The organism is Kordiimonas sp., assembly GCF_965216265.1.
Taxonomy (GTDB): Bacteria; Pseudomonadota; Alphaproteobacteria; order Sphingomonadales; family Kordiimonadaceae; genus Kordiimonas.
Map to the genome: position 1 here is coordinate 1596117 of NZ_OZ244153.1, position 25584 is coordinate 1621700.

General features: G+C 55.7%; 27 protein-coding genes and 1 tRNA gene. 25 read left to right on the forward strand and 3 right to left on the reverse strand.

All coding sequences use genetic code 11. From position 1 onward, the window contains the following. Positions 1 to 9: 9 nt before the first annotated feature. The 8 genes from ACOOGA_RS07260 to ACOOGA_RS07295 all read left to right on the forward strand — a co-directional run bounded on the left by ACOOGA_RS07260 (position 10) and on the right by ACOOGA_RS07295 (position 5861). Positions 10 to 186 (forward strand): hypothetical protein, encoded by a 177-nt coding sequence (locus ACOOGA_RS07260; protein WP_420430116.1) that lies wholly within the window; start codon positions 10 to 12, stop codon positions 184 to 186. Positions 187 to 347: 161 nt separating this feature from the next. Continuing rightward, entirely contained in the window at positions 348 to 902 is a 555-nt protein-coding gene (gene dcd, locus ACOOGA_RS07265; protein WP_417458459.1) for a dCTP deaminase, read from the forward strand. A 98-nt stretch (positions 903 to 1000) separates the two neighbouring features. Beyond that, positions 1001 to 2281 (forward strand): UDP-N-acetylglucosamine 1-carboxyvinyltransferase, encoded by a 1281-nt coding sequence (gene murA, locus ACOOGA_RS07270; RefSeq protein ID WP_420430118.1) that lies wholly within the window; start codon positions 1001 to 1003, stop codon positions 2279 to 2281. 140 nt (positions 2282 to 2421) lie between these two features. Continuing rightward, the gene (locus ACOOGA_RS07275; RefSeq protein WP_420430120.1) at positions 2422 to 2856 is read left to right on the forward strand and encodes a DUF2948 family protein; all 435 of its coding nucleotides are present in this window, start codon (positions 2422 to 2424) and stop codon (positions 2854 to 2856) included. Between the two features lie 114 nt (positions 2857 to 2970). Next, positions 2971 to 3639 carry an ATP phosphoribosyltransferase gene (gene hisG, locus ACOOGA_RS07280; protein WP_417462206.1) on the forward strand — a complete coding sequence of 223 codons (669 nt, stop codon included), beginning with the start codon at positions 2971 to 2973 and terminating at the stop codon, positions 3637 to 3639. Next, positions 3623 to 4924, forward strand: a complete 1302-nt coding sequence (gene hisD, locus ACOOGA_RS07285; protein WP_420430122.1) for a histidinol dehydrogenase — start codon at positions 3623 to 3625, stop codon at positions 4922 to 4924. The genes hisG and hisD overlap by 17 nt, the downstream gene beginning before the upstream one ends. 5 nt (positions 4925 to 4929) lie before the next feature. Beyond that, a complete protein-coding gene (locus ACOOGA_RS07290; RefSeq protein WP_420430124.1) occupies positions 4930 to 5427 on the forward strand; it encodes a UPF0262 family protein in 498 nt (165 codons plus the stop codon). Further along, positions 5424 to 5861, forward strand: coding sequence for a hypothetical protein (locus tag ACOOGA_RS07295; RefSeq protein WP_420430126.1), 438 nt, complete (start codon positions 5424 to 5426; stop codon positions 5859 to 5861). Before ACOOGA_RS07290 ends, ACOOGA_RS07295 begins: the two co-directional genes overlap by 4 nt. A gap of 13 nt (positions 5862 to 5874) precedes the next feature. On the opposite strand, the gene ACOOGA_RS07300 is transcribed toward ACOOGA_RS07295, so the two are convergent. Further along, a complete protein-coding gene (locus ACOOGA_RS07300; protein WP_420430128.1) occupies positions 5875 to 6549 on the reverse strand; it encodes a winged helix-turn-helix transcriptional regulator in 675 nt (224 codons plus the stop codon). A gap of 141 nt (positions 6550 to 6690) precedes the next feature. Here ACOOGA_RS07300 and ACOOGA_RS07305 point away from each other — a divergent pair, with 141 nt between their 5' ends. The 9 genes from ACOOGA_RS07305 (at position 6691) to ACOOGA_RS07345 (ending at position 13641) form a co-directional block, all read left to right on the forward strand. Continuing rightward, the gene (locus ACOOGA_RS07305; protein WP_420430130.1) at positions 6691 to 7314 is read left to right on the forward strand and encodes a carboxymuconolactone decarboxylase family protein; all 624 of its coding nucleotides are present in this window, start codon (positions 6691 to 6693) and stop codon (positions 7312 to 7314) included. Beyond that, on the forward strand, positions 7292 to 8347 hold the full coding sequence (locus ACOOGA_RS07310) for a class I SAM-dependent methyltransferase (RefSeq protein WP_420430132.1): 1056 nt from the start codon (positions 7292 to 7294) through the stop codon (positions 8345 to 8347). The genes ACOOGA_RS07305 and ACOOGA_RS07310 overlap by 23 nt, the downstream gene beginning before the upstream one ends. A gap of 350 nt (positions 8348 to 8697) precedes the next feature. Further along, entirely contained in the window at positions 8698 to 8916 is a 219-nt protein-coding gene (gene infA / locus ACOOGA_RS07315; protein WP_417458466.1) for a translation initiation factor IF-1, read from the forward strand. Positions 8917 to 8976: 60 nt separating this feature from the next. Continuing rightward, entirely contained in the window at positions 8977 to 9585 is a 609-nt protein-coding gene (locus ACOOGA_RS07320; protein ID WP_420430641.1) for a Maf family protein, read from the forward strand. Continuing rightward, entirely contained in the window at positions 9582 to 10964 is a 1383-nt protein-coding gene (locus tag ACOOGA_RS07325) for a ribonuclease E/G (RefSeq protein WP_420430134.1), read from the forward strand. The genes ACOOGA_RS07320 and ACOOGA_RS07325 overlap by 4 nt, the downstream gene beginning before the upstream one ends. Before the next feature lie 19 nt (positions 10965 to 10983). Further along, a complete protein-coding gene (locus ACOOGA_RS07330; protein ID WP_420430136.1) occupies positions 10984 to 11154 on the forward strand; it encodes a DNA gyrase inhibitor YacG in 171 nt (56 codons plus the stop codon). 134 nt (positions 11155 to 11288) lie between these two features. Continuing rightward, a tRNA-Phe gene (locus ACOOGA_RS07335) sits at positions 11289 to 11364 on the forward strand. A gap of 588 nt (positions 11365 to 11952) precedes the next feature. Continuing rightward, positions 11953 to 13365 carry an RNA-directed DNA polymerase gene (locus ACOOGA_RS07340; protein WP_420430138.1) on the forward strand — a complete coding sequence of 471 codons (1413 nt, stop codon included), beginning with the start codon at positions 11953 to 11955 and terminating at the stop codon, positions 13363 to 13365. A gap of 147 nt (positions 13366 to 13512) precedes the next feature. After that, the gene (locus ACOOGA_RS07345) at positions 13513 to 13641 is read left to right on the forward strand and encodes a hypothetical protein (RefSeq protein ID WP_420430140.1); all 129 of its coding nucleotides are present in this window, start codon (positions 13513 to 13515) and stop codon (positions 13639 to 13641) included. Between the two features lie 31 nt (positions 13642 to 13672). On the opposite strand, the gene ACOOGA_RS07350 is transcribed toward ACOOGA_RS07345, so the two are convergent. Then, a complete protein-coding gene (locus ACOOGA_RS07350) occupies positions 13673 to 13834 on the reverse strand; it encodes a hypothetical protein (RefSeq protein ID WP_420430142.1) in 162 nt (53 codons plus the stop codon). Further along, a complete protein-coding gene (locus ACOOGA_RS07355) occupies positions 13831 to 13986 on the reverse strand; it encodes a hypothetical protein (RefSeq protein ID WP_420430144.1) in 156 nt (51 codons plus the stop codon). Before ACOOGA_RS07355 ends, ACOOGA_RS07350 begins: the two co-directional genes overlap by 4 nt. A 388-nt stretch (positions 13987 to 14374) precedes the next feature. Between ACOOGA_RS07355 and ACOOGA_RS07360 the strand changes: the two genes are divergently transcribed. The 8 genes from ACOOGA_RS07360 (at position 14375) to ACOOGA_RS07395 (ending at position 25578) form a co-directional block, all read left to right on the forward strand. Then, a complete protein-coding gene (locus ACOOGA_RS07360; RefSeq protein ID WP_420430146.1) occupies positions 14375 to 16003 on the forward strand; it encodes a TldD/PmbA family protein in 1629 nt (542 codons plus the stop codon). Between the two features lie 40 nt (positions 16004 to 16043). Next, on the forward strand, positions 16044 to 17405 hold the full coding sequence (locus ACOOGA_RS07365) for a TldD/PmbA family protein (RefSeq protein WP_420430148.1): 1362 nt from the start codon (positions 16044 to 16046) through the stop codon (positions 17403 to 17405). Between the two features lie 70 nt (positions 17406 to 17475). Further along, positions 17476 to 18207 carry a DUF4159 domain-containing protein gene (locus ACOOGA_RS07370; protein WP_420430150.1) on the forward strand — a complete coding sequence of 244 codons (732 nt, stop codon included), beginning with the start codon at positions 17476 to 17478 and terminating at the stop codon, positions 18205 to 18207. Positions 18208 to 18236: 29 nt separating this feature from the next. After that, positions 18237 to 19232, forward strand: coding sequence for an AAA family ATPase (locus ACOOGA_RS07375; protein WP_420430152.1), 996 nt, complete (start codon positions 18237 to 18239; stop codon positions 19230 to 19232). An 18-nt stretch (positions 19233 to 19250) separates the two neighbouring features. Further along, positions 19251 to 20159 (forward strand): DUF58 domain-containing protein, encoded by a 909-nt coding sequence (locus ACOOGA_RS07380; RefSeq protein ID WP_420430154.1) that lies wholly within the window; start codon positions 19251 to 19253, stop codon positions 20157 to 20159. 1 nt (position 20160) lies between these two features. Then, positions 20161 to 21477 carry a BatA domain-containing protein gene (locus tag ACOOGA_RS07385; RefSeq protein WP_420430156.1) on the forward strand — a complete coding sequence of 439 codons (1317 nt, stop codon included), beginning with the start codon at positions 20161 to 20163 and terminating at the stop codon, positions 21475 to 21477. After that, positions 21467 to 23719, forward strand: a complete 2253-nt coding sequence (locus tag ACOOGA_RS07390) for a hypothetical protein (protein ID WP_420430158.1) — start codon at positions 21467 to 21469, stop codon at positions 23717 to 23719. Before ACOOGA_RS07385 ends, ACOOGA_RS07390 begins: the two co-directional genes overlap by 11 nt. Further along, positions 23719 to 25578, forward strand: coding sequence for a hypothetical protein (locus tag ACOOGA_RS07395; protein WP_420430160.1), 1860 nt, complete (start codon positions 23719 to 23721; stop codon positions 25576 to 25578). Before ACOOGA_RS07390 ends, ACOOGA_RS07395 begins: the two co-directional genes overlap by 1 nt. Positions 25579 to 25584: the final 6 nt, after the last annotated feature.

The window sequence follows — 25584 nt, forward strand, 5'->3', positions numbered from 1 at the left end:
TATGCCTCTATGAGCGACAACGACAAAAAAACAGCTGACATAAAGCAGGATAACGGCAAGCTGAGCGCGGCTGAAAAACAGGCGCGGCTGGCGGAAGCCCTGCGCGCCAACCTGCGCCGCCGCAAAGATCAGGCACGGGAACGCAAAACTACTCCCGAACCTGAGGGCAGTAATCGCGACACGTAAGTCGCCCAAAGCTCTCGTCAGAGTTAAAGCCGCGACTGAAACTCCCCCCACCTCAATATCTTGTAGATTGGTGCTTGTTCGCCCCCATTGATTGCCTTACTAATGCGAAAAATGCGGCCATTGTCGCGGTGTGAGATACAAGATCAGGGGAGCAAAGCACCATGTCCATCATGTCTGATAAATGGATTCGCGAGATGTCGAAAACGCACGGCATGATCGAACCGTTTGTGGATGGTCAGGTGCGCAAGGATAATATCTCCTACGGGCTTTCGTCCTATGGCTACGACGCCCGTGTGGCGCCTGAGTTCAAGATCTTCACGAACGTCGATTCGGCCATTGTGGACCCGAAGGATTTTTCGCCAAAAAGCTTTGTGGACCGGGATACGGATGTGTGTGTCATCCCGCCTAACAGCTTTGCGCTCGCACGCACGGTGGAATATTTCCGGGTACCGAAAGACGTGCTGGTGATCTGCCTCGGCAAATCCACCTATGCCCGCTGCGGCATCATCGTGAATGTCACACCGCTTGAGCCCGGCTGGGAAGGCCACGTAACGCTTGAATTCTCAAACACCACGCCGCTGCCAGCAAAGATTTACGCCAATGAAGGCGCGTGCCAGTTCCTGTTCCTGCAAGGCAATGAGCCGTGCGAAACAGCCTACTCGGACCGCAAGGGCAAGTATCAGGGCCAGACAGGCGTAACCCTGCCAAAGCTTTAAGGCGTGTAGTCATAAACCGGGCATAAGCTTGCCCCCTTTATGCCTTGATCGGTGCCGATGCTGCCAGTGCTCATTTCAAGTTAAAAGGCCCAGTTCATATGGAAAAACTCGTCATCACCGGCGGCAACGCGCTTCACGGAACCGTACCCATTTCAGGTGCCAAGAACGCTGCCCTGCCGCTCATGTGTGCGAGCCTTTTGTCTGACGAGCCGTTGACGCTTGAAAACTTGCCGCGCCTGGCTGACATCACCACGCTGACTGACCTTCTTAACCACCTTGGCGTGACCGTCACGATTGAGGGCGGCAAAGGTGGGCGCATGACCGGCCGCAACCTGACCTTCGACGCCAAAAACATCAACGACACGGTGGCCCCTTATGACATTGTGCGCAAGATGCGCGCCTCCATCCTCGTGCTGGGGCCGCTGGTCGCACGCGCAGGTGAAGCAATTGTGAGCTTGCCTGGCGGCTGCGCCATTGGCAACCGTCCTATTGACCTCCACCTCAAGGCGCTTGAAAAGCTTGGCGCCAAAATTGATGTTGAGCAAGGCTATGTAAGAGCTAGTGCGCCCGAAGGCTTGAAGGGCGGGCGTGTGCGTTTCCCTTTTGTAAGCGTTGGTGCCACAGAAAATATCCTGATGGCTGCGAGCCTCGCCAAAGGCACCACCATCATTGAAAATGCCGCGCGTGAGCCTGAGATCGCGGACCTTGCGGCCTGCCTTAACGCCATGGGCGCGCGCATCAAGGACGCAGGGCACGAGACCATTACGGTGGAAGGGGTGGACCGGCTGCACGGCGCCACCCATGCCGTGATGCCAGATCGGATCGAGGCTGGCTCCTATGCTGTTGCCGCGCTGATGACCCGTGGTGACCTGCTTTTGGAAGGAGCCCGTGCCGACGATATGCAGGCAACGCTGGATACACTCGCCGACGCTGGCGGCATTGTCAGCGTGGAAGAAGACGGCGTGCGCATCAAATCAAACGGCCACGTAAAAGGCTTCAACCTCGTCACCCAACCTTTCCCCGGTTTTGCAACAGACATGCAGGCCCAGTTCATGGCGCTCGCCTGCGTCGCGGAAGGGGCCAGCGTGATCACTGAAGCCATTTTTGAAAACCGCTTCATGCATGTGTCTGAGCTGTGCCGTCTGGGCGCTGACATCACTGTCACAGGCTCGAGCGCCACCGTTCGCGGCGCCCGTTTCCTCAAAGGCGCACCTGTGATGGCAACAGACCTGCGTGCCAGCATGGGCCTCGCCCTCGCTGGCCTTGTGGCCGAGGGTGAAACTCATGTGAACCGGCTTTATCATCTGGACCGCGGCTATGAGCGGCTTGAAGAAAAACTGCGCGCTGTTGGCGCGAATGTGGACCGGGTACCAGGCTAAAGGCCCGCAAAGGCACAGCTGAGGCTTGAAACTTAAGCCTGCCAACAGTTTTTCTGAGCGCCCCGGCATGCATAAGCACTTGATGCGGCGGCACCCTCCCCCTACATTGCGCACAACATAAAACCATTTAGGCATTTTAAATGAGCGACCCATTGAAACTGTTGGCCAGAAGCCCGGAAGACCTGACCGTCATATCGAGCCTGATGCAGGACGCCACCGTGCGTGTCGGCGATATCGATTTTGACGCAAAAGGCCGCAGGCTGTCGTTTGTCGCCAACCGCTTCCGCTGGGAGAAAAAACGGCGCTTCTTCCGCCCGAAAGGCGAGCGCGTGCGCGCAGGCCTGCATCTTACAGGTGTGCTCAAAGCCCAGCATCTAGGTTTTGACTTTAATGACAAGGATCAGGTACTGGAGCTTCTGAGCCTTGAGGCGCATGACGCCGGTGAGGAGTTTGATATCCATATCAACTTCGCGGGCGGGCCTACGCTTAAACTGCATGCGGAATGCGTGGATGCGGTGATGACCGACCTGACGGACGCCTGGGAAGCCCGCGCGCGGCCCGTGCATCAGGACTAAGTCGCCTGGTCCCGGAAGCCCATGCAGCTAGCCATAATTGGTGAACGGCAAAACTGACATAATATCACTTTAGGCAACACCCTATCTGCCCTCATAGTAATCGGACTGAAGATAATGGAACTCAGCGAAAAACTGGTACTGGCCCTCCCGAAAGGACGCATTCTTGATGAAGTGATGCCTCTCGTGCATGCGGCTGGTATCCATCCTGAGCCCGCGTTCGATGACCCGAAGTCACGGGCGTTGCAGTTTGATACCAATGTCAAGAACCTCTCCATCATTCGGGTGCGCGCGTTTGATGCCGCAACATTTGCAGCCTTTGGCGCTGCGCATCTGGCAGTTGTTGGCAATGATGTGCTGCAGGAATTTGGGTATTCCGACCTCTATTCCCCGCTGGACCTTGATATCGGGCACTGTCGGCTATCCCTTGCCATGCCAGAGGATGAGGCGGATGAGGACCCGCGCGAATGGTCTCATATTCGTGTGGCAACAAAATACCCGAACCTGACCCGTCGCCACTATGCAGAGCGCGGTGTACAAGCCGAATGTATCAAGCTGAACGGCGCGATGGAACTTGCGCCACAGCTTGGGCTTTCCCGCCGCATTGTTGACCTTGTTTCAACCGGCGGCACCTTGAAAGCCAACAAGCTGAAGGAAGTTGAAGTGCTGACGCACATCACCTCGCGGCTTGTGGTACATCGGCCAGCGTTCAAGACACGCCCTGCGGAAGTAAGCTTTTGGATCGAGCGTTTCAGGGAGGCCGTGCAAAATGGTGCTGCGTCTTAAATCAAGCGCCGCTGATTTCGCGGCCGAGTTTGAAAAACTGCTAAACGCCAAACGCGAGACCACCACCGACGTACGGGATGTGGTTGAAGGCATTGTGGCTGACGTACGCGCCCGTGGTGATGACGCGCTTTATGACCTGACAGCCAAATTTGACCGTTTTGACGCCCGCGCGCGTGGCCTGAAAATCTCAGATAATGAAGTTGATGCAGCGTGTGCGAAGATAGACGCAGACACCATGGCGGCACTTGAGCTGGCAGCAGACCGCATCCGCGCTTTCCATGAACGGCAGGCACCGGAAGATCTGGACTATATAGACGACGCCGGTGTTCGTCTCGGCCAGAACTGGCAGGCGGTTTCCGCCGCCGGGCTTTATGTGCCGGGCGGCACAGCCAGTTATCCGTCCAGCGTGCTGATGAATGCGATCCCGGCTTCTGTTGCAGGTGTTGAGCGTGTGGTGATGGTGGTGCCAACGCCTGATGATGTGCTTAACCCGCTTGTCCTTGCCGCCGCGCGCCTTGCAGGTGTGACGGAAATTTACCGCATTGGTGGCGCGCAGGCCGTGGCGGCGCTCGCGTTCGGCACTGAAACCATTGCGCCGGTCGACAAAATTGTGGGGCCGGGCAACGCATATGTCGCCGAAGCCAAGCGCCAGGTTTTTGGCAAAGTGGGTATTGATACCATCGCGGGCCCCAGTGAAATACTGGTGGTGGCAGATAACATGAACGACCCGCGCTGGATCGCAGCTGACCTGCTGTCGCAAGCCGAACACGACACCGCCGCACAAAGCATCCTGATTACTGATGATATGAAATATGCCGAGATGGTCGCCATGGCGGTTGAGGACCATCTGGCCAGCCTACCGCGCGCGGATATCGCGGCCGAGAGCTGGAATACATATGGTGCCATCATCACGGTTGAAAACCTTGATGACGCGGTGCCGCTTATCAACCGCCTCGCGCCTGAGCACCTTGAACTGGCGATCGAGCACCCGGAAGCCATGCGTGTGAAAATCCGCAACGCCGGGGCCATCTTCCTTGGTCGTTACACACCGGAAGCAATTGGCGATTATATCGCCGGGCCAAACCACGTGTTGCCAACAGCGCGCGCGGCGCGTTTCTCCTCCGGCCTCAGTGTTTACGACTTCATGAAACGCACCACCTTTGTGGGCTGCACAGCCGCAAGCCTGGGCGCAATCGGGCCATCGGCTGTTCGCCTTGCAGGGGAAGAAGGCCTTGGTGCCCATGCGCTTTCTGTTGCCATCCGGCTGAAAGACCTTCAACAATAAGCACTATGGCAGAGCACAAACTCGTAGATGTGACCTTGGATCAATCCACCATCTCGCGCTGGAGCGCGGATGCGGAGCATGAACGGCGCATAGCGATTTTTGACCTCTTGGAAGAGAACAGCTTCCGCCTCGTAAAGTCTGCTGACGAACGTTATGAGGGGCCATACAAGCTTCACCTCGGCATCATTGAAGGACGGTTGGCGTTTGATGTGAAAAGCACAGGCGACGATATCCTGATGAGTTTTCGCCTTGCTGTCACACCCTTTCGCCGCGTGATCCGCGATTATTTCGCGATCTGTGACAGCTATTATGAAGCGATCAAAAGCGCGAGCCCAAGCCAGATTGAGACCATCGACATGGGCCGCCGCGGCCTCCACAACCAGGGCAGCGAGCTTCTGATGGAGAGGCTTGATGGCAAGATCACCATAGACATGCAAACCGCGCGGCGGCTTTTCACCCTTGTTTGTGTGTTGCACATCAAGGACGGGAGGGGGCCACGGTGAATGACAAGACCCAAAACCCCGTCAAAAGCGTGCTTTTTGTCTGTAACCAGAATGCTGTGCGCAGCCCCATGGCCGAGGCCCTCGCAAAGCGCCATAGCAAACGCCGTTTTTTCGTCGAGTCCGCCGGGTTGATCGCAGGTGCGCTTGATCCTTTCTCTGTAGCCGCGATGGCGGAAGAAAATATTGATCTTTCCGCCCACAAATCGCTCACCCTCGCGGATATAGACCTCACGCTCTTTGATGCTGTGATCGCGCTTACAGTGGAGTCACGGGACTATTTGACCAAACAAAAGCTCAAATCAGCCGATTCGCTCGAATATTGGGCCACGCCAGACCCATCCGACGCCGAAGGACACCGCAGCCAGATCATGGAAAGCTATCGCCTGGTGCGGGACCATTTGGAATGCAGGATTGCAGACCGTTTCCCCCTTTGAGTTCGGCGCCAGGTTATTCCGTCACAAGTTCTTCAGGCTCCATTTTCGAGAAGGGGCTGTTGGTTAACCATAGCGGAATGGTTCGCATCAACTGGGCATTACCAACAACCATCAGGTCTTCGCTACTGATTACCTCACGATAGGTACGTTGCCCCATCCACACCTCCGACATAAGCCGCACGGTTGTGGTGAAAAACATATCCACATTCTTGCCCGGGTCTTTGATGCAGATATCGATTTCCTCAGATTTCACCAGCAGCCACCAGTCCGGGTTATCGTCTATATCCAGAAACTTGAACTTGAGCACCGTCTCCACAGCGGGCAGTCGTTCTGGTACGATGCTAAGCCGCAGATAATGCATGAGAAATTCAACGTCATAGTCTTCATCGGTCAGATGGCTTTTCGCCCACTTCAATCCCCATTCACCCAGTGACATGAGAATGGGATGGAGCTCCGTAGAGGCATCTGACGGGAAATACTCGCTTCCTATTTTATAAAGCAGACCATTTTCTTCCATTGCCTTCAGCCTTCGAGTGAGCAATGCAGGTGAAACGCCACCAAGTCCACGCTGGATTTCGTTAAACCGTCTACTCCCCACAAGCAGCTCGCGAACAATGAGAAAAGTCCACCGTTCACCCAGCAACTCAGTCGCCTTGGCGATGGGGCAGAACTGGCCGTATCGATGCATGGTAATCCTCTCGCTTCTTCACCCGCATTATAACACAAAAATAACGCACTTCACTTTGTGTAGTGGGCTACTTCCGATCGTGAAGTAGTGCACACCTTTTTGATCGGCCATGGTCCGCTCCACGACGCTCAGGAGAAGATCATGCGACCGTTTGAACTATACACTGCCGAAACAGCGGCCCCGGACATCCGGGACGTCCTGCGGGCACGTCAGGAAACCTTTGGTTTCCTACCCAACATTGTCGCGACCGTTGCCTCCTCATCAGAGGCAAGCCAAGCATTCTTTTCTGCCGACCTGCACTATGCCCGGTGCAGTCTGTCGACCGCAGAGAGGGAAACAGTCGCGCTGGTGACAAGCCTGGAAAACAATAGCGGCTATTGTATCGCCGGTCACAGTGCCTTGGCATACCAACAAGGCGTTATACCGGCCGCCGTATCGGCCTTGCGACTTGGTCAAACTATTCAGGATATAAAACTTCAGACTCTTGCGGACTTTACACGGTCTGTCATTCGCAACCGCGGGCATGTGTCACAATCAGACCTGATTGAGATTTTCGACGTGGGCTTCAACCCCGCTCAGGTCATCGAGGTTATTTTCGGCATCAGCCTCAAGATGTTCACCAACATGGTCAGCAATGCAACGGCACTGCCCCTTGATCCCGAATTCCTGCCCTTCTCCTGGCTCGAGAAACCCACAGACCAGATATCCAATAACCACTCAAATCATCAAAAGAGAGACAACCATGACAAATACACTCACGACTGAAGAATTTGCTGGCCAGGTGGTCGGCGATGTTGCTGCCGCCATGTCCGGTGTCATGACAGCCCTTGGCCACAAATTGGGCTTATACAAAGCCATGGCAGGGGCTGGATGGCAAACACCTGACGCCATTGCTGCTGCATCCGGCACATTCGAACGCTATGTCAGGGAATGGCTAGGCAACCAGGTAGCCGGCGGCTACATCCAGTTTGATGAAGCCAGCAATCGCTATCAGCTACCCGACGCTTTTTTGCCTGTTCTCGTCAATACCGACAGCCCGATGTTTCTCGTGCCCGCCCTTGAAGTAGCCGCGTCCCTGTGGCTTGATGAAGAGAAGCTCCTTTCCGCCTTCAAGACAGGCGAAGGCATCTCTTGGGGTCAGCACCATCATCGGCTGTTCTGCGGCTCAGAGTCCCTGTTCCGCCCTGGCTATAAAGCTTTTCTTGTCGATGAATGGCTGCAGGCCGTCGATGGGCTCACGGATCGGCTCAAAGCTGGTGCGACCGTCGCCGATGTCGGGTGCGGCCACGGTGCTTCGACCATCCTGCTTGCCAACGCCTTTCCGCAATCGCGCTTCATGGGCTACGACCTTCATGAGGAATCGATTCGCACAGCCAGCGAACGCGCCCGGGAAGATGGCAACCCAGATAATCTCGAATTTGTCGTATCTGATGCAAAAAGCTACGATGGCGAGAGTTTCGATCTGATCTGCTTCATGGACTGCCTGCATGACATGGGAGATCCGGTGGGTGCCGCCCGCCATGCCAGAAGCAAGCTCAAATCCGGCGGCGTTGCCTTGCTGGTGGAACCGGCGGCAGGTAACAGCCTCGGTGACAACTGTCATCCCGTCGGCAGGCTCTATTATGCCGCCTCCACCGCCGTCTGCACCCCATGCTCGCATTCACAAGAGGTCAAGGCTGGGCTTGGTGCCCAGGCAGGCCCGGCACGCCTTTCCGCCGTCATGCAGGAAGCCGGGTTTTCGAGGGTGGAGCAGGTGGCTGCAACACCGTTCAATATTATCCTGGCAGCCTATGCCTAACCAAGGCGCGTGGGGTGCATCACGCATCCCACGCTACATTCCGGATGTTCCGTTTAATGATGCCAAAGATTATGAAACCTATCCACAACAGTCCTTATCTAGATCGCCCGCTTAGAAGTTATGAGGAAGCTTGCAGACTCACATTCAAGCGCTCGACGACATGCGATATTGATCGTATACCCACTGTTACTGCCGAATGCCGGACGGCTTGTTCGGGTATTAGGGCCACATCCCTGCAAGAAAATTCGTGAAACCAGCTATTTTCTCCCGTTTTTTTGCCAAAATTGTTGCATTTCGGCAGCAACGCCGTCATGTATGGGCGCGACTTAAAGCCATAACAAGGAGACAAAATGGCGAAAGAAGAAGTTTTGGAAATGCGCGGCACAGTAACCGAACTGCTGCCTAACGCCATGTTCCGCGTCAAACTAGAGAACGACCACGAAATTCTTGGTCATACCGCCGGAAAGATGCGCAAGAACCGTATCCGCGTTCTCGCAGGCGATGAAGTGCTCGTTGAACTGACGCCATATGATCTGACCAAAGGTCGTATTACCTACCGCTTCAAGTAAGCGCATGGTGGCTTGATGGCAGCGAAGCCCTCTCATAACCTACAGGACGCTCCATCACCAATGCCCTCCCTTGCGTCTGAACCCCAGTCGGCCGAAACGCTTGTACTTGCCTCTGCTTCACCGCGGCGGCGGGACCTGTTGGCGCAGATTGGTGTCACTCCTGATATAATTGCCCCCGCTGACCTTGATGAAACGCCCCTGAAAGCTGAGCTTCCCAAGGTTTATGCGGAGCGGTTGGCCGCTGAGAAGGCCCAGGCTGTTGCCCCGCATCACAAAGAAGCCCTCATTCTGGCGGCAGATACCGTGGTGGCGTGCGGCAAACGTATTTTGCCCAAGGTAGAAGACGAGGCCACAGCCCGCACATGTCTGGCTATGTTGTCCGGCAGGCGGCACCGGGTGATATCCGGCATTTCGCTCGTTTTTCCGGGCGGACGACAGCTCACCAAATCTGTCACAACAACCGTGGTCTTCAAGAACCTGAGCCACGAGGATATTGAGCGCTATATCGCAAGCGGTGAATGGCACGGCAAAGCAGGCGGTTATGCAATACAGGGGCTGGCGGCAGCTTACGTGCGGTTTATTCAAGGCTCCTACAGCAATGTGGTGGGCCTTCCCCTTTTTGAAGTTGGTGGCTGGCTCTCGGCCCATTTGCGGAAACACGCATCATGACAATACAGATGATCATTGAACCCGGCATCGGCCAGTGGCGCAGCGCTGTGCTGGATGAGGATGGTTTCCCTTCCAGCCTGAGCTTCCACGATGAAGTGGCGCTGAGCCCGGTGGACGCCGTATTCAACGCGCGGGTCACCAAGCTTGATAGCTCGAGCGACATGGCCTTCCTTGACCTCGGTGATGGCCTTGCTGGCGCCATGAGCCTCCGGCGCGCCAAGCTGCTGGTTAAAGGCCGGGCGGACAAAATTTCTGATTGTGTGACCGAAGGCTCGACGCTTGTTGTGCAGGTGGTGGCCGAAAGCGCGGCAAGCGAAGGTAAAGCCTATGCCGTGACCCCACGCCCCCGGCTGATGGGCCGCTATATAGTCGCGGAAGCAGGCGGTGCACGGCTCAATTTTTCAAAAGACCTGAGCCCGAAAACCGTCAAGGCACTTAGCCCGCTTATTGAGCCACTGGCATCAAAGGGCGCGCTTATTGTACGGTCCCGTGCCGAAGGTGTCGCGCCTGAAGTGGTGGCCGCCGAAGCCACAACGCTTATGGCGGCGCTGACCCCGAAGGATGACAAGCTTGGGCTTTTGTTTGCTTTCAGCCCGATGGAGCAGGCACTGATTGCGGTACCGGACGGCGACGTCGGCATCGCGATTGAGGGAGGCGGGCCATTTGCTAATGTGCGCTCAACCGCGACAGAACGCTGGCCAGACATTCTCGACCGGCTCGCGCTTTATGATGGGGATGGCCCGGCGTTTGAACATTTTGGTGTTGAAGAGGCCATTGAGGAAGCGCTGGCTGGCAAGATTCTCCTACCGTCAGGTGGCTGGATATCCATTCATGAAACCCCCGCGCTCACGGTTGTGGATGTGAACATGGGGCAGGCCCTCAAAGGCCGCGCGGCAGGTGATGCCAAACTGATCGTCAACATGGAAGCCGCGATGGCGGTGGGTTATCACTTGCGCTTCCAGGACATCGGCGGGCTTGTTGTGGTTGATTTTATCGACATGTCGGCCAAGGGGGCCGCGCGCGATTTGATGCAGGCACTTGATACCGCGTTTGAGGAAGATCCGGTGCCCGTGCAGCACACCGGCGTTTCACAGTTTGGGCTGGTGGAGATCAGCCGCAGGCGCAAGGGCCTGTCGCTGAAAGCACGCATGCAGCGCGAGAGAAAGCCAGACATGCGCCCAGAAGCGGCTGCGCTTGACCTCTTGCGCAAGGCGCGCAGGCTTGGCCGCAGCGCGGCACCTGGCAGCCTTGTGATCACAGCACCAAAAGCTGTATGTGACTGGCTTGATACGCACACGGCCTATACAGATGACCTGAAGCTGCAAACCCAGCGCGCGCTCACGGTTGGCACCGGCGCGCTATCGGTTGACCTAATCTAAGCGAAGACAGAGGACCACCATGAGCACACCCAAATGCCCGGAATGCGGAAAACCAACAGCGAAGGACTTTCGCCCCTTCTGTTCAAAACGCTGCGCGGATGTGGACCTCGGGCGCTGGTTCAATGAGGAATATACCCTGCCGGGCGACAGTGAAATTCCTGACGACATTGGCGAGGCTGACGACCGCTGATGAGCGCGCTCCGGCTCGGTTTTCCCAGTGATTACTCAATGTAAAAAAAATAACATTCTGCGCTGGACAGACCCCGGAATATTGCCTATAAGCCCCTTCGCTAACGCATGGTGCGAACGCATCATTTGTTACATGCCCGGGTAGCTCAGTTGGTAGAGCAGCGGATTGAAAATCCGCGTGTCGGTGGTTCGAATCCGCCCCCGGGCACCATAAAAAACGCCACCCCATCGCGGGTGGCTTTTTTTATGGTTTCTGTGAGGATCGGTGAGGACCACTGTTCGGTCGCGAAGCGGACGTGGAGGGCAAAGCCCGCAACGTCAATCCGCCCACGCCCCAACCGGCCAGCCCAAAGGCCAAACATCCCTGACGCAGCCCTCAGCGGCCCCGATTAGTGCGCAAGAGGACAACGTGGACCCTCAAGTCTGGTCGCTACCGATTTTCGGACAGGTAATCCTCTTGGTATTACAAGCATTGCATTCATGATTAATTTAGGTTGTATTGTGGAAGCACCTTAATGTCAGCTGCGATTGGAAGTACTCCATGGTTGATCGGTTCAAGATACTTCTGGAAAGAGGTTATTTCCCACAACAGCTACCGCCGCCTTTTACTACGGCGAAGTTTGCTAGGCATAGAACCACACTATTCAGGCAGCTAAACCCATACAAGAAGGTCCAAAAGGACACCGTTTGCTCAATTCCGCGAGTGTTAGGCGAGCGCTTCAGTCAAGCTCGCACGGGTCACAAACGGCGCCCACTGACTATTAGTCATCCAATTAGTCAACTATGTCTGGCGCATGAGTTGAGCCAGAACTGGAAGCAAATTTATCAGAAACAAAGGGCCTCAAAGTTATCGGTCAGTAGAAGCAAATTCGAACCCACTGGGAAGCGGGCAATCTCCTTGCCAAAACTTAGCGACTTGAGGAACCTACGGCTCGAAACCTCCGCAGGTTATCGATACATCCTAGTTAGTGATGTACTCCAGTTCTTCCCCACGACTTATACCCACTCAATTCCTTGGGCACTGCACACAAAGGCTGTTGCCAAAAAGAACAATAAGCATGGCCCCGAAGCTCTAGCAGGGAACAACATCGATTATTGGATTAGGCAGGGCCAATCCGGACAAACTATTGGTATCCCGATCGGACCAGACACTTCACACATAGTAGCTGAAACCATTGGGTCAGAGATCGATTTACACATCAGGGCCGCATTAAGAAGATGGCCTGCTGGGTATCGAAACGTCGACGATTTCTTTTTATGTTTTCAAACTTTTGAGGAAGCTGAACAAGCTCTCGCAGCCATAGTGTCGGCCCTGTCCGAATTTGAGTTACATATCAATCCGGATAAGACCAAAATTCTTTCAATCGCTGACTACGTCGATGAAGACTGGGTACACCGACTGGATCAAAAGGAAATAACCAATATTCATGACAGTAGCGACGCCCAATCCATCAGGGAACAAAAACGTCAAATTACTGAGTTATTTGAATATGTTATTGAACTGGCAAGACAGTATGACGATGAAAGCATAATCAAGTATGCCCTCAAGAAAACCACTTCATCAATCGTCAGGGAAGAAAATTGGAAATTATATGAGGCCTATATCGCCCGACTGGCAACAGTTTATCCTAACAACCTAGAAACCGCTGCGCTCATTCTCATAACCTACCATGGCATGGGATATGATGTAGACCGCTCCGTAGTCGAAAGGATTGTGACAACTACAATTTGCCAGCATGCTCCGTTAAATCACCATAGCGAAGTCGCTTGGGCCCTTTGGTTGGCACTTGAGTTTCAATTGCAGTTACCCATTTCAGCGGTACGGGAACTAGGCAAAACGCGTTCATCCATATGCACACTATTAGCATTCGATTTAGAGGACCGTGGACTACTCAGACGTAAGTTGAATAAGGAATATTGGCGGAAGCAAATGACCTTGGACGGGCTTCTTGGCCCACACTGGCTTGCGACTTATCAGGCCGCAAGGTTTGGCTGGCTCAAGCATCCTCCAGGTCTTTTGTCCTCTGAACCCTTCTTTGCAGAGTTAGATAGCAAAGGGATTGATTTCTACGACACATCAGCCCACACCGATCCCCTAATACGCAGACGAAGATTAACCGCCGTGGAAGATCTTTTTGGTGAGGATTTCGATTTTTCAGATTCGGAATTCGCATATGAAATTAGTGATGAAATGGCCGACTATATCGATTGATGCTTGTCTCCTTAGACCTTCCATGTCGTTACACTTGAATTCTTACAACCGCGCCCCCAAATCTTATTACTGGCTGCGGCAGCCAACCTTTATCTTGGGTATATTGCATATGGAATGGGCAACTACCCAAGAAAGGAGGTGATCTATATGGCAACACGCAAAATTGGCCGGGATGCCCGCACGGGTAAATTTATTCCGGTCGACACCGCCGAACGCCGCAAGGCAACAGCGGTAGTGGAAACCATTAAGGTACCGAAAAAGCCCAAAAAGGGCTAATCAGCCCTAACGAGCAGGCTGCCGCAGCTACCTACGTCAAACTGCGCCAACCAACAATCTTCCCACCTGACTGCTGCTCCGCCAGCCGCAGGACATTATGCGGTAAGTTAGTGGTGACGATGATCTGGTCATAGACGCCATTGGGCAGATGCACCGTCACCAGCCATTTGAGCGGTTCCTTGCGGGTTTTCATCCCACCACCTTAAGGGCAGGCTTGGTGGACTGATTCAGCTTGTTCACGATATCCTGCGCCTTCTTCAATGCCACCGTGTGCCGCAGGTCATGCAGCCGAACGCCTTCAAGTCCGGCCCGCAGCATCGCCCTATCACATTCGTTTAATCTCATGTTTCACGGCTCATCGCACGAGACAGGGCGTTTATCGATTTTTTGTAGTTGCATTTGCAAGCTTCTGCCTAGTCTCAACGCGTGACTTTTAGACCGTCGTAACCCACGGGAAGCCCGAGAGAGCGCTGAGATGCTCCAGGCGGCCAACCGCCGGTGAAGTGCAATTCAGGAGGCCAGACGGCGCTGCAAGTCAAGTGATGAGGGGAGCGAGCGAGCGCGGTAAATGTCATTTACTCGCGTAGGTTTTCTACCTACCATCGCTATTGGCAGTGGGGCGAATGCCATTCGGTCTTCGAAACTTCCTCTTTTTCAGAGCAATCCTCACCACCAAACCCTCTTGTCAGGGGGTCTCGCATAGGGAATGAAACGCTAAACTAAAGGCAATAAAATGGACAGACGGCAATTTATCAAGATTACAGGGGCTGGGATGGGCGCGATGATGCTGCCGATCACCGGCCGCATGGTTTCCGCTGAAGCGCTTCTTGAAGCACCTGCTGATGTGGCAATGAAAAAACGCATGGCCACGGTCGCGCTTAATGCAGCGACAAGCAAGGGTGCTACATACGCAGATGTGCGCATCGGGCGGTATCTCAACCAGTTCATCACGGCGCAGGAGAAGCGCGTCAACAATATCGTCAACACCGAATCTTACGGTGTTGGTGTGCGTGTGATCGCTGAAGGCACATGGGGTTTTGCCTCCACCTCTGACACCACCGATGACGGTATCGCGAAAGCGGCGGAAGCCGCCGTTGCTGTCGCCAAAGCCAACTCAAAGTTTCAGACAGAGCCTGTGCAGCTCGCACCAGTAAAAAGCTACGGCGACGTAAGCTGGAAAACGCCGATCACCAAAAACGCGTTTGAAATTCCGGTGAAGGACAAGGTTGACCTTCTGATGGACGTAAACAACGCAGCCCTTGATAACGGGGCGAGCTTTATCACCTCGGTTCTGTTCCTCGTGAACGAGCAGAAATATTTCGCCTCAACCGAAGGCTCCTACATCGATCAGGATGTGCACCGGCTTTGGGCGCCCTTCTTCGCTACATCCGTTGGCAAGGAAGGCTTCAAGCAGCGGCAGGGCCTTGGCAACCCAGTTGGCATGGGCTTCGAGTATCTTGACGGCAAGCCAGAAGACAAGATCCAAATTCAGGGCGCAAATATTGGTTACGGCAAATCGTACGACATGGTTGAAGACGCGCGCGAAGCCGGCAAGCAGCTTCAGGCCAAGCTGAAAGCAAAGTCGGTTGAGCCAGGCAAATACGACCTTGTGCTTGACCCGCATCACCTGATGCTGACCATCCACGAAAGCGTCGGCCACCCGCTGGAGCTTGACCGTGTGCTTGGCTACGAAGCCAACTATGCAGGCACAAGCTTCGCCACCCTTGATAAATGGAAAAGCGGTACCTTCCAGTATGGCGCCGATATCGTGAACCTGTTTGCGGATAAAACGCAAGTGGGCTCGCTCGGGTATGTTGGCTGGGATGATGAAGGCGTGAAAACCAAAGAATGGGATCTGGTGAAAGACGGTATCCTCGTTAACTACCAGGCCATTCGCGACCAGGCCCACATCATCGATGAAGACGAATCCCACGGCTGTTGTTATTCACAAAGCTGGCGCGATGTTCAGTTCCAGCGCATGGCAAACGTGTCCTTGCGTCCGAACGAAGAAGATGTCACCGCAGATGATATCATCGCCGGTGTTGAAAAAGGCATCTATATCGCGGGCCGAGGTTCCTTCTCGATCGACCAGCAGCGCTATAACTTCCAGTTTGGCGGTCAGCTCTTCTATGAAATCAAGGACGGCAAGATCGTCGATCAGATTGAAGACGTTGCTTACCAGTCCAACACACAGGAGTTCTGGAACAGCTGTGTCGCCATGGCTGGCAAGTCTGACTATCGCATCGGTGGTTCCTTCTTCGATGGTAAGGGTCAACCTTCACAGGTAAGTGCCGTTTCACACGGCTGCCCGACCACGCGCTTTAACAACATCAACGTCATCAACACGGCCCGTAAGGTCTGATGAGCGATTTGGCGAAACAAGGAATCATTGAGGTACGAACATGGCTATTATGACACAAAGCGAAGCCAAAGCGCTGATGACCAGGGTTATTGGCTTCTCCAAGGCAGAATCAATCGAATGTAACCTGAACGGCGAAGTGAGCGGCAACATCCGTACCGCGCGCAACACCGTCAGCACCGCAGGCGAACTCAGAGACATTATCCTGACGGTACAAAGCACCTTCGGGCAGAAAACCGGCGTCGCAACCACCAACGAGTTCACGGACGAAGCGCTTGAAAGCGTTGTAAGCCGTTCGGAAGAACTGGCGAAACTCGCGCCCGACAACCCTGAGTTCATGCCGATCCTCGGCCCTCAGGACTATATCGACGTTAACACGCACTTCCAGGCAACAACGGATGTGAACCCGGCGTGGCGAGCGGACGCAGCAGATGCCTGTATCTCTGTCTCGAAAGAGCAGAATCTGGTGTCCTCCGGCTTCCTGAACGACAGCGATACCTTCGCGGCGATCATGAACAGCAAGGGCCTGTTTGCCTATAACCGGTCAACGGATATCAACTTCTCAGCCACCATCCGTACAGAAGACGGCAAGGGTTCAGGCTGGGTGTACCGTGACTTCCACGATGCATCCAAAATGGACACACGCGAAGCGTCCCGTATCGCAGCCCAGAAGGCTGTATCAAGCGCGGACGGTAAAGCCATGGAGCCGGGCAAATACACGGTAATCATGGAACCGGCGGCAACAGTTCAGTTGCTTCTCAACATGTTCAATAACATGGGCCAGCGTACAGCGGATGAAGGCCGCAGCTTCCTCAGCAACAAGTCCGAGGAAGAAGGTGCACCGAAAAACCGCCTGGGCGAGAAGATGTTTGACGAGCGTGTAACGATCTATACCGATCCGCAAAGCCCGGATGCCCCCACCCCGCCGTTTGCGGGCGACGGCGCGGCATGCCAGCGCACGGACTGGATCAAGAACGGTGTTGTTACCAACATGCCGAACAGCCGGTACTGGGCCGAAAAAACCGGCGTGCCTTATGTGCCAACCCCCTTTGCAGGCAACGGCCTTTTTGGCGGTAACACATCCATCATCATGGAAGGCGGCGACGAAAGCCTTGAGGACATGATCAAGAACACCCGGCGCGGTGTGCTTGTCACCCGCCTCTGGTACATTCGCCAGCTTGACCCGCAATCCCTGATGTACACAGGCCTGACACGGGACGGGACTTTCTACATTGAAGACGGTGAGATCAAATATCCGATCAAGAACTTCCGCTTCAACGAAAGCCCGATCATCATGCTCAACAACCTTGAGGCGCTTGGCAAACCCCAGCGTATTCAGGGCTGCATGATCCCGCCGATGAAAATCCGCGACTTCACCTTCAGCAGCCTCTCGGACGCTGTTTAAGGGGAGCCGATAACACCTTGGGTTTGGGGGCGAGCACCTGCCCGCCCCCTCATCCCGGCGAGACACCATCATGCATCGTAGAAATTTTATAAAGTCGCTAGGCTCGCTTGGGCTTTTGGGGACACTGGGGAGCCTGTTGCCTGACGCCCGCGCAAATGCGGCGCCAGAGGCAAGCAGTGTGCCCAATGATTATGACTTCTATTTCACCCGGCTCAGTTACGAATCCGGTGACTGGGAGGTGGATGAACGCGCGCCTGCCAACATCCTCAATTCGCTCATTGAATATACCACCATCAGGGTAGACCTGCGCGAGCGTATCGTAGCGCTTGAAGACCCGGCGATGCTGACAGCGCCCTTCTGTTATATGGCGGGGCACCGGCTGGTAGAGTTCAACCATTCTGAACGGCAGAACTTTGAGACATACGTGAGAAACGGCGGTTTTGTGTTTGTGGACGACTGCAACCACGATATCGACGGCCTTTTTGCCCGTACGTTTGAAAGCCAGATGGAGGAAATTTTCGGGGCTGAGGCGCTCAAGAAAATCCCCAATGACCACCCGATCTATTCATCCTTTTTCAAGTTTAACGGCCCACCCAGCACCGGGCTGGAGTTGAACGGCTGGGGTGACGATCTGGTGCATGACTACTTAAAAGCAATCGAGATCAACGGCCGGATCGCTGTGCTCTACAGCAACAAGGATTACGGCTGCGAATGGGACTATGACTTCAGGAACAAAAGATGGCTGACGGTCGACAACACCCGCTTTGCGGTCAATATCGTCGTTTACGCCATGACGGCCTGAGAGCCAAAACACACGACAGGTGAAGAACCATGGATGAAGTGCATTTAAAATCGACAATTGGAAAACTGGACGATGTGATCGATGAGGTTGGCAAGGTTATTGTCGGCCAGCGCGATATCATTGAAGAGCTTCTCATCAGCATATTGGCTGGCGGCCACTGCCTGCTAGAGGGCGTGCCGGGGCTTGCCAAAACCCTGATGGTGAGCACGCTTTCAAAAACGCTGGAACTTGATTTCCACCGCGTGCAGTTCACGCCAGACCTGATGCCGTCTGACATTATCGGCACCGAAATTCTGGAAGAAGACCATTCAACCGGCAAACGTTTCTTCAAGTTTCGCAAGGGTCCAGTGTTCACCAACATCATGCTGGCGGATGAGATCAACCGCACACCACCCAAAACACAAGCCGCGCTTCTTGAAGCCATGCAGGAACATAGCGTGAGTTACGGCGGGGAACGCTACGAGCTGCCCAAACCCTTCTTTGTGCTCGCCACCCAAAACCCGGTTGAGCAGGCAGGCACCTATCCTCTGCCCGAAGCCCAGCTTGACCGTTTCCTCATGTTCATCCGCGTGGTTTACCCGACAGAAGCGGATGAAGTTGAAATTCTCAACCGCACCACAGGCTCCTACAGGGCTGACCTCAATAGGGTGATGGGCGCGGAAGATATCGTGGCGCTGCAATCCTTCGTGACCTCGGTGGAGATTTCAGAACCTATTCTCAACTATGTCGCACAGATCGTGCGCGCCACCCGCCCGGCAGACAGCCCGGTTGAACTGGTAAAAAAATACGTACGCTGGGGCGCAGGCCCACGCGCAGGCCAGGCGCTGGTGCGCTGCGCCAAGGCAAAAGCGCTGATCTCAGGCCGCTTTGCCGTCACGCTGGACGATATCCGTTTTGTGGCCAAGGCCGTGCTGCGCCACCGCATTCTCCTGAGCTTCCAGGCGGAGGCCGAGGAAATCGAGATCGAAGAGGTCATCGCGGCGCTTTTCAAGGGTGTGCCTGAACCCAAAAGCCCGATCGCTTAAGGACGAGCCGCCCGCGCCATGGAACAGTTCATTGATCCCAAAACACTTGCTCGCGTGAAAGACATGCCGCTGATCGCCAAGACGGTCGCGGATGGCTTCCTGCACGGCTTGCATCAAAGCCGACAGCGCGGCGTGGGCATTGAGTTCAGCCAATACAGGCCCTATGGCGACGGCGACGACCTGAGCCGGATCGACTGGAAACTTTTCGCGCGCTCTGACCGCTATTTTGTGCGTGAGGCCGAGCGTGAAAGCGAAGTGACCGTATGGTTTGTGCTGGATGCCAGCGCGTCCATGGCGATCGCAAGCAATGCCACCAAAGGCGACAAACCGGCATGGACCAAACTTGCCTATGCCGCCCATCTTGTTGCCGTGTTGTCTTACCTCGCCTACCGGCAAGGGGACCGTATCGGCTTTATGGCGCTTTCAAGCGACAGGCAGCATATCGTGCCGCTGGGTAGCGGGGAGCAGCATTGGTCCACCATCCTGCTTGAGCTCGCGCGGGTAAAACCCGGCGCTGTTTTCCCCGGCAAGGCGATGGTCAGCACGCTTTTACGAAGCCTGCAACAGCCAGGCATGATCATCATGATCAGCGACTTTTTTGAGCGTAGCGATGAGCTTCTTGGCTTCACCCAGTCGCTTGCGGGCAGCAAAACCGAAGTGTCTGCCATTCAGCTTAAAACAGGCGATGAACTGGCGTTCCCCTACACGGGCGCCGTGCGGTTTGAAGATGCAGAAAGCGGGGAGCAGGTGCTTGTTTCTGCGCGCAATGCCAAACAGTTTTACCTTGATGCCCACGCTGAATTTCAGGCGAACCTTGAGGCCACGCTTCTCCGCCAATCCGCCGACCTGACCAGCATCAACATTGATGAGCCGATGGATCAGGCCATGTATGATTTCCTCAAGAACCGCGGAAAGGTCGTGCGCTAACATGGTCACTGCCTTCAGCGATTTCAGCTTCCTCAATCCGGGTGCAGGCCTTGCGTTCCTCGCGCTCCTCATCCCCATTCTCATCCACCTTTTCAACCGCAGCCCGGGGCTTCGGGTGGTGGTGGGCTCCATTGAACTGATCAAACGCGCAAAAGCCCGGCGGGTGACCGAGATCAAGCTGATGCAGTATATCCTGCTGCTCATCCGGCTTGTCATCTTCAGCCTACTGGCGCTTATCCTGATGGGCCTTGCCTCCCGCGCGTTTTTCACCGCACCCGACAACACAGCCTATGTGAGCCCGGCATGGATCGCGGCGGCGAGTGCGGATGAAATAGCCGCACTGCAAAATGAGCACACCAGCGGCGACATCTTTCTGCTTGATGAAGAACTGTCCCCCCTCACTGACACTGCGATCAAGGCCATCAAATCAGAGGGCACCTTGAGCCAGCTAACAGGGCAAAGCGGTGCAACCCTTCTGGCGGCGCTCACCGAGATCAAGCACAGCGCAAACACCCATGTTTATGTCACAGACCTGAGCGGTGAATACGCGGGCGAAGCGCCGGGTGATTGGCCGCTTGTCTGGCACGTCAAGGAGAGTGCCCAGCAGAGCGCCCAGGAAAGTGCAAAGCCACCTGCGGTCCCCAAAGTACCGCTCGCGCTCACCGTGTTCTCAAGCCCCGCCCGTTTGGCAGACGCGGCGCTTATTGAACGCGCTGTGCTTGCCCTCAACCGCCACCGCAATGTGGATATCCGCCTGAACCTCGCTTCAAGTGATGCGGCAACTGCTAATGATATCGAAGACGCGGATTGGGGCATATGGCTGAGCCCTGACCCACTGCCGGAGGCACTACTGAGCGGTACGCGCTCAACACGTTTCATCAGCCTTGGTGCGGCGCGCCCTACCGGGCTGACCCGTGGCCGGGCCGATATATACCCCTTTACGCAAATTGAAACCCGCCGCCTTGCACCACGCACGGACGGTGATGAGGTTTTGTGGATGACAGACGCGGGCCAAGCTCTGCTCAGCCGCAGCGTCAACTCCGGCAGCGAGGTTTACCATCTGCTTACAAGCCTTGAAGGCTCAACCCTCGGCACCGCACCGGGCTTCGCAGACCTGTTGCTTGAGTTGTTGACCAGCCCTTCCGGCTTCGATCGTGGTTTCAGGCACGCGCCCGTCATCATTGCCCGCAACGGGACAGCCGAAAGCCCCACCTTTACCTACCCTCAGGTGCCACGCGCCAACTGGCTTGTGCTGATGCTTGTCATCTTCTGGGTGCTTGAGCGCTGGCTCAGCGAAAGGGCTGGCCGTGACGCATAAACAAGATACATCCCTGTTCGCATCCCCGCTCACGCTGCTGCGCCGCCGCGCGCTCATGCGCCGTGTGACGACAGTGTTGCCGCTCGCACTCGCGGTCGCCTTTACACTCAATTGGTTTTTGGTGCCTTTTGGGGTTTCAGTCGGTATCTCACTCACTGTGTTCGCGCTTGGCACTGGCCAGTTGTGGCTCAGCAAAAGCTATCAGCACATCACTGTGGAAAACTTCCTCCTCCACCTCAACCGGGCAGATGAAGGGTTTGAAGAAAGCGCACAGCTTATCGCGCGGGAGAGCGCGGGGCTTGATGCGCTGCAACGCCTGCAACAGGAAAAGGTGCAGGCACACTATGATAGCCTGATTGCCGACCCTGCCCGCTGGTTGCCTGCACGCGAGACAAAAACCATCAAGCTCGCAAGCCTGATGTGCGTGGCGGCGCTGGTCCTCAACCTGCTGCCGTCCCCCAGCTGGACAGGCACCACACCACCCTCAACCGAAGGCACGACCGGGCCAAATGCACCCGCACCTGCGGCGGTCGCCTCCGCCCGCGTTAGCGTCACCCCGCCTGATTATACGGGCCTGCCGGTAACGGATAGCACGGACCTTAACGTTAGCGCGCTTGAGGGTGCGCGCATCACATGGCAACTGCGCTTCACGCGCAGCGATGGCCGCTTTGAAATTCGCATGCGGGACGGCACCACCGCGCCCTTCACCCGACAGGAAAACGGCGAATATACCGCCAGCATGATGGCCGCCAACACCGGCCTATACCGTATCGTGCATATCCTTGATAATGAGGCCGCGCCGCTTGAGGATATCTATACCCTGACGGCCGAGAAGGACCGCGCACCCCAGATCAGGGTGCTGGAACCTAAAACCACGACGCTTGAAATCCCGCGCAAAGGCCCGGCTGAATTTCCGTCCACCGCCTTGATCACCGATGATTATGGCATTGGGGAAGTTTTCATTCGCGCATCCGTCGCTAAGGGCACGGGGGAGGCAGTGAAGTTCCGCGACGAAATTTTCACCTTTGACCGGCAAGAGCCGTCCGCGCAGGGCACGCTTTTCCACAAGGATTGGGACCTGCCCGCTCTTGGCATGGAACCGGGGGATGAAATTTATTTCACCGTCATCGCGCTTGATAACAAAACCCCGGATGCCAACGAGGGCAAATCCGCCACCGTGATCGTGCGCTGGCTTGATGAAGTGGAACGCGAGATCGCCGCCGAGGGTATCGTCAGCAATTTTGTGCCGGAATATTTCAAAAGCCAACGCCAGATCATCATTGAGACCGAACAACTGATTGCGGACAAACCCGTTCTTGAAAAACAGGTGTTCGCAGACACATCCTACAGCCTTGGTTATGCGCAGAACGACCTAAAACAGCGCTACGGCCAGTATCTTGGTGACGAGTTTGGCGAAGGCCCCGGTGACCAGTTGAACGACAGCGGCGCGGGCACCGAGCCAGAGCATCATGATGATGACGAAGAGGAAGAGCATCATGAAGACCGTGAGCGGCCCGAGATTGGTCACGACCATGGCAACGAGGCCCCTTCCACGGACAAGACCGGCGCGTCTGAGCTGATCGCGCGTTTCGGGCACGCCCATGAAGACGCCGACATCGGCCCGATTTCAAAACGTGACCCAAAAACGCTGATGAAAAAAGCGGTGAGCATCATGTGGCAGGCAGAGCTGCATCTGATGCTGGCGGAGCCTGAGAAAGCCCTGCCGTTTGAATATGAGGCGCTGAAATACCTCAAGCTCGCCAAACAGGCTGACCGCATTTATGTGAAACGCCTTGGTTTTGAGCCACCGCCGGTGTCTGAAGATCGCCGCCTTGACGGTGAGCTGGACGAAATTGAAAACATTGACAGCGGCATCAAACCCGGCCTTGAAACCGTGGCGGATGAACGGCTGGTGGCCGCTGTCTACTCCCTGCTGTCAACCAAAAGCGCGGGCCTTGACCTGACAGCCGAGGAACGTGATCTTTTGAGTGATTTGAGCGCGCATTTGATGGCCCTGTCCGCAGACCGGCCCGCCATGATCACCTATGCCGCAACGGTTGAAAAAATGCTGATCAGCGGCTCGCTCACGCTGCCTGAATGTGAGGGCTGCACCATGAAGCTTGGCCAGGCGCTATGGGCCATGCTGCCAAGCGTGACAGCACCCCCACGTGGCCGGGACGGTTTTGTGCTCTTTAAGGACCCGCTTGCTGTAGACATGACGGAAGAAGGGGAGCAGCCATAATGTTTGCTGATTGGGTATTCACATCGCCGTCCCTTCTTGTTGTTGCAGCCATTCTTGTGCTGGCCGCGTCTTGCGCCATGACCCTGCGCGCAGCACGGAAGCGCATCACCGCATCACCGCGCTGGTGGGTGGTTGTCATGCTCAACCTCGCGGCATACGGGGTTATTGTTCTGCTCCTTTGGCAGCCCATGAAACCGCGCGAGGTCACGGGTACGGTCACGCTGGTCACCGACAAGGGTTTTGAGGCCGACAATGCCTACGCGGGGCCCGGCGTGCTGGCGGGTGCTGACGATGCAATTGGCCTGACCCCGCTGCCGAGCGTTGCGGTTTTGCCCCAACGCGAACCGGATATGGCCATGCTGACTGTGAAAGGCCATGGGCTTTCAGACGCTGACCTTGCTGCCCTGCCCGACGATATTGTGATCAATTGGCAAGCACCCACGCTCACAGGCATTATGGGCGCACGCTGGCGCAAATCGCTGCCACTTGGTGAAGAGCTTGTTGTCAGCGCTGAATACCATGCCCCTTTGGGCAAGGAAGGCGAGATTTTCACCGCTGGGCTTAAAGACCCTGCGGGCAATACGGTAGCAGAGGCGCGGCTGAAAAGCGGTGACCGTTTTGTGCTACGGGCGACACCAAAGCTATCCGGGCCGCTGATGTATTCGCTCACGCTTTCTGACCGGTTGGGCACGCCCATGCAGGCGGAGAACATCCCGGTCTCTGTGCAGATGCCCGCACCGATTAATATGCTGGTGGTGCAGTCTGCACCGTCTTTTGAAGCACGGCATCTTCTTGAGTGGGCCGCCCGGTTTGACGCAAAGCTTGCGGTGCATACCCGCATGAGCAAGGACCGCTATATCCGGCAGGCCAGCGACGGGGCGGAGGACACCGGCCTGCCGCCGCTTGCGCAAAGCTCGCTGGACGCGGCTGATTTCCTGCTGATGGATGGACGGTCGCTCATGCTGATGAACGCAGGCGAGCGCAACGTGCTCCAGCAAGCTATCAAAGGCGGCCTTGGTGTGCTGGTGTTAGCCGATAGCGCGCTTCTAGGCGCCCTTGATGATTTTGAGTTTAGTCCGTTTGAGGGTTTTAGTGCTGCACCGATTGCGGGCCAGATCACCAGCGCTGTACCCGTTTGGGCTGGTGGCAGCAACGAGGTGGCATTGCCTATCCTGCCCATGCAGTTGATGCACAGTGAGGCCGACGTGCTGGTGCGGGCAGCATCGGGGCGCGCGCTCAATCTGGCAACCAGCTTTGGGCTTGGTAAAATCGCGCTTACCACGCTACGAGACCGGCATGTGTGGACCACAAGCGGCGACAGCACCACCTTCGCCAACTACTGGACATTTATACTCTCCAACATCGCGCGGCAAACCCGTGACCAGATGCTGTTGCCGCAAGCTGATGGCACGCTCGCACGCGTGCATGAAATGATCCCCCTGTGCCTCGCTTCACAAGACGAGAACACGGGCCTCAAAATACGGGCCATGACGGGGGACTTTTTACGCCACACTCGCGCCACACAAACCAGCACACTTTCGCCATACCACTGTAGCTTTTTCCAGAGCGAGACCCCCGGTTGGTATGAAATATCGCTGGAAAATTTGGCTAATTCTACGGACGAGCCTGCCATTCACACCACAGATAAGAGCTATATTTATATCCATGAGCGTGACGAGTGGCGCACGGAGGACCAGTTTACTCGCCAAACTGCTACCAATCGCTATCTGGCACTTCACCGGAACACGGCGGAACAGGCGCCCCGACAGCTGCTCCAGAAGGCCATTCCAACCTTCTGGCTTTGGTTATTGCTCGTGGTCTCCGCGAGCCTTCTGTGGCTTGAACGAAAGCTGGATTAGCCTGCC

What these genes read in the sequence shown, in the direction of transcription:
- hisD (WP_420430122.1), top strand. Translation starts at nt 3,623, where the DNA reads ATGGTGCTGCGTCTTAAATCAAGCGCCGCTGATTTCGCGGCCGAGTTT.
- ACOOGA_RS07325 (WP_420430134.1), top strand. Translation starts at nt 9,582, where the DNA reads ATGACAATACAGATGATCATTGAACCCGGCATCGGCCAGTGGCGCAGC.
- dcd (WP_417458459.1), top strand. Translation starts at nt 348, where the DNA reads ATGTCCATCATGTCTGATAAATGGATTCGCGAGATGTCGAAAACGCAC.
- infA (WP_417458466.1), top strand. Translation starts at nt 8,698, where the DNA reads ATGGCGAAAGAAGAAGTTTTGGAAATGCGCGGCACAGTAACCGAACTG.
- ACOOGA_RS07380 (WP_420430154.1), top strand. Translation starts at nt 19,251, where the DNA reads ATGGAACAGTTCATTGATCCCAAAACACTTGCTCGCGTGAAAGACATG.
- ACOOGA_RS07345 (WP_420430140.1), top strand. Translation starts at nt 13,513, where the DNA reads ATGGCAACACGCAAAATTGGCCGGGATGCCCGCACGGGTAAATTTATT.
- ACOOGA_RS07350 (WP_420430142.1), bottom strand. Translation starts at nt 13,834, where the DNA reads ATGAAAACCCGCAAGGAACCGCTCAAATGGCTGGTGACGGTGCATCTG.
- ACOOGA_RS07275 (WP_420430120.1), top strand. Translation starts at nt 2,422, where the DNA reads ATGAGCGACCCATTGAAACTGTTGGCCAGAAGCCCGGAAGACCTGACC.
- ACOOGA_RS07260 (WP_420430116.1), top strand. Translation starts at nt 10, where the DNA reads ATGAGCGACAACGACAAAAAAACAGCTGACATAAAGCAGGATAACGGC.
- ACOOGA_RS07365 (WP_420430148.1), top strand. Translation starts at nt 16,044, where the DNA reads ATGGCTATTATGACACAAAGCGAAGCCAAAGCGCTGATGACCAGGGTT.
- ACOOGA_RS07395 (WP_420430160.1), top strand. Translation starts at nt 23,719, where the DNA reads ATGTTTGCTGATTGGGTATTCACATCGCCGTCCCTTCTTGTTGTTGCA.
- ACOOGA_RS07385 (WP_420430156.1), top strand. Translation starts at nt 20,161, where the DNA reads ATGGTCACTGCCTTCAGCGATTTCAGCTTCCTCAATCCGGGTGCAGGC.
- ACOOGA_RS07320 (WP_420430641.1), top strand. Translation starts at nt 8,977, where the DNA reads ATGCCCTCCCTTGCGTCTGAACCCCAGTCGGCCGAAACGCTTGTACTT.
- ACOOGA_RS07290 (WP_420430124.1), top strand. Translation starts at nt 4,930, where the DNA reads ATGGCAGAGCACAAACTCGTAGATGTGACCTTGGATCAATCCACCATC.
- ACOOGA_RS07330 (WP_420430136.1), top strand. Translation starts at nt 10,984, where the DNA reads ATGAGCACACCCAAATGCCCGGAATGCGGAAAACCAACAGCGAAGGAC.
- ACOOGA_RS07310 (WP_420430132.1), top strand. Translation starts at nt 7,292, where the DNA reads ATGACAAATACACTCACGACTGAAGAATTTGCTGGCCAGGTGGTCGGC.
- murA (WP_420430118.1), top strand. Translation starts at nt 1,001, where the DNA reads ATGGAAAAACTCGTCATCACCGGCGGCAACGCGCTTCACGGAACCGTA.
- hisG (WP_417462206.1), top strand. Translation starts at nt 2,971, where the DNA reads ATGGAACTCAGCGAAAAACTGGTACTGGCCCTCCCGAAAGGACGCATT.
- ACOOGA_RS07305 (WP_420430130.1), top strand. Translation starts at nt 6,691, where the DNA reads ATGCGACCGTTTGAACTATACACTGCCGAAACAGCGGCCCCGGACATC.
- ACOOGA_RS07360 (WP_420430146.1), top strand. Translation starts at nt 14,375, where the DNA reads ATGGACAGACGGCAATTTATCAAGATTACAGGGGCTGGGATGGGCGCG.
- ACOOGA_RS07300 (WP_420430128.1), bottom strand. Translation starts at nt 6,549, where the DNA reads ATGCATCGATACGGCCAGTTCTGCCCCATCGCCAAGGCGACTGAGTTG.
- ACOOGA_RS07370 (WP_420430150.1), top strand. Translation starts at nt 17,476, where the DNA reads ATGCATCGTAGAAATTTTATAAAGTCGCTAGGCTCGCTTGGGCTTTTG.
- ACOOGA_RS07355 (WP_420430144.1), bottom strand. Translation starts at nt 13,986, where the DNA reads ATGAGATTAAACGAATGTGATAGGGCGATGCTGCGGGCCGGACTTGAA.
- ACOOGA_RS07375 (WP_420430152.1), top strand. Translation starts at nt 18,237, where the DNA reads ATGGATGAAGTGCATTTAAAATCGACAATTGGAAAACTGGACGATGTG.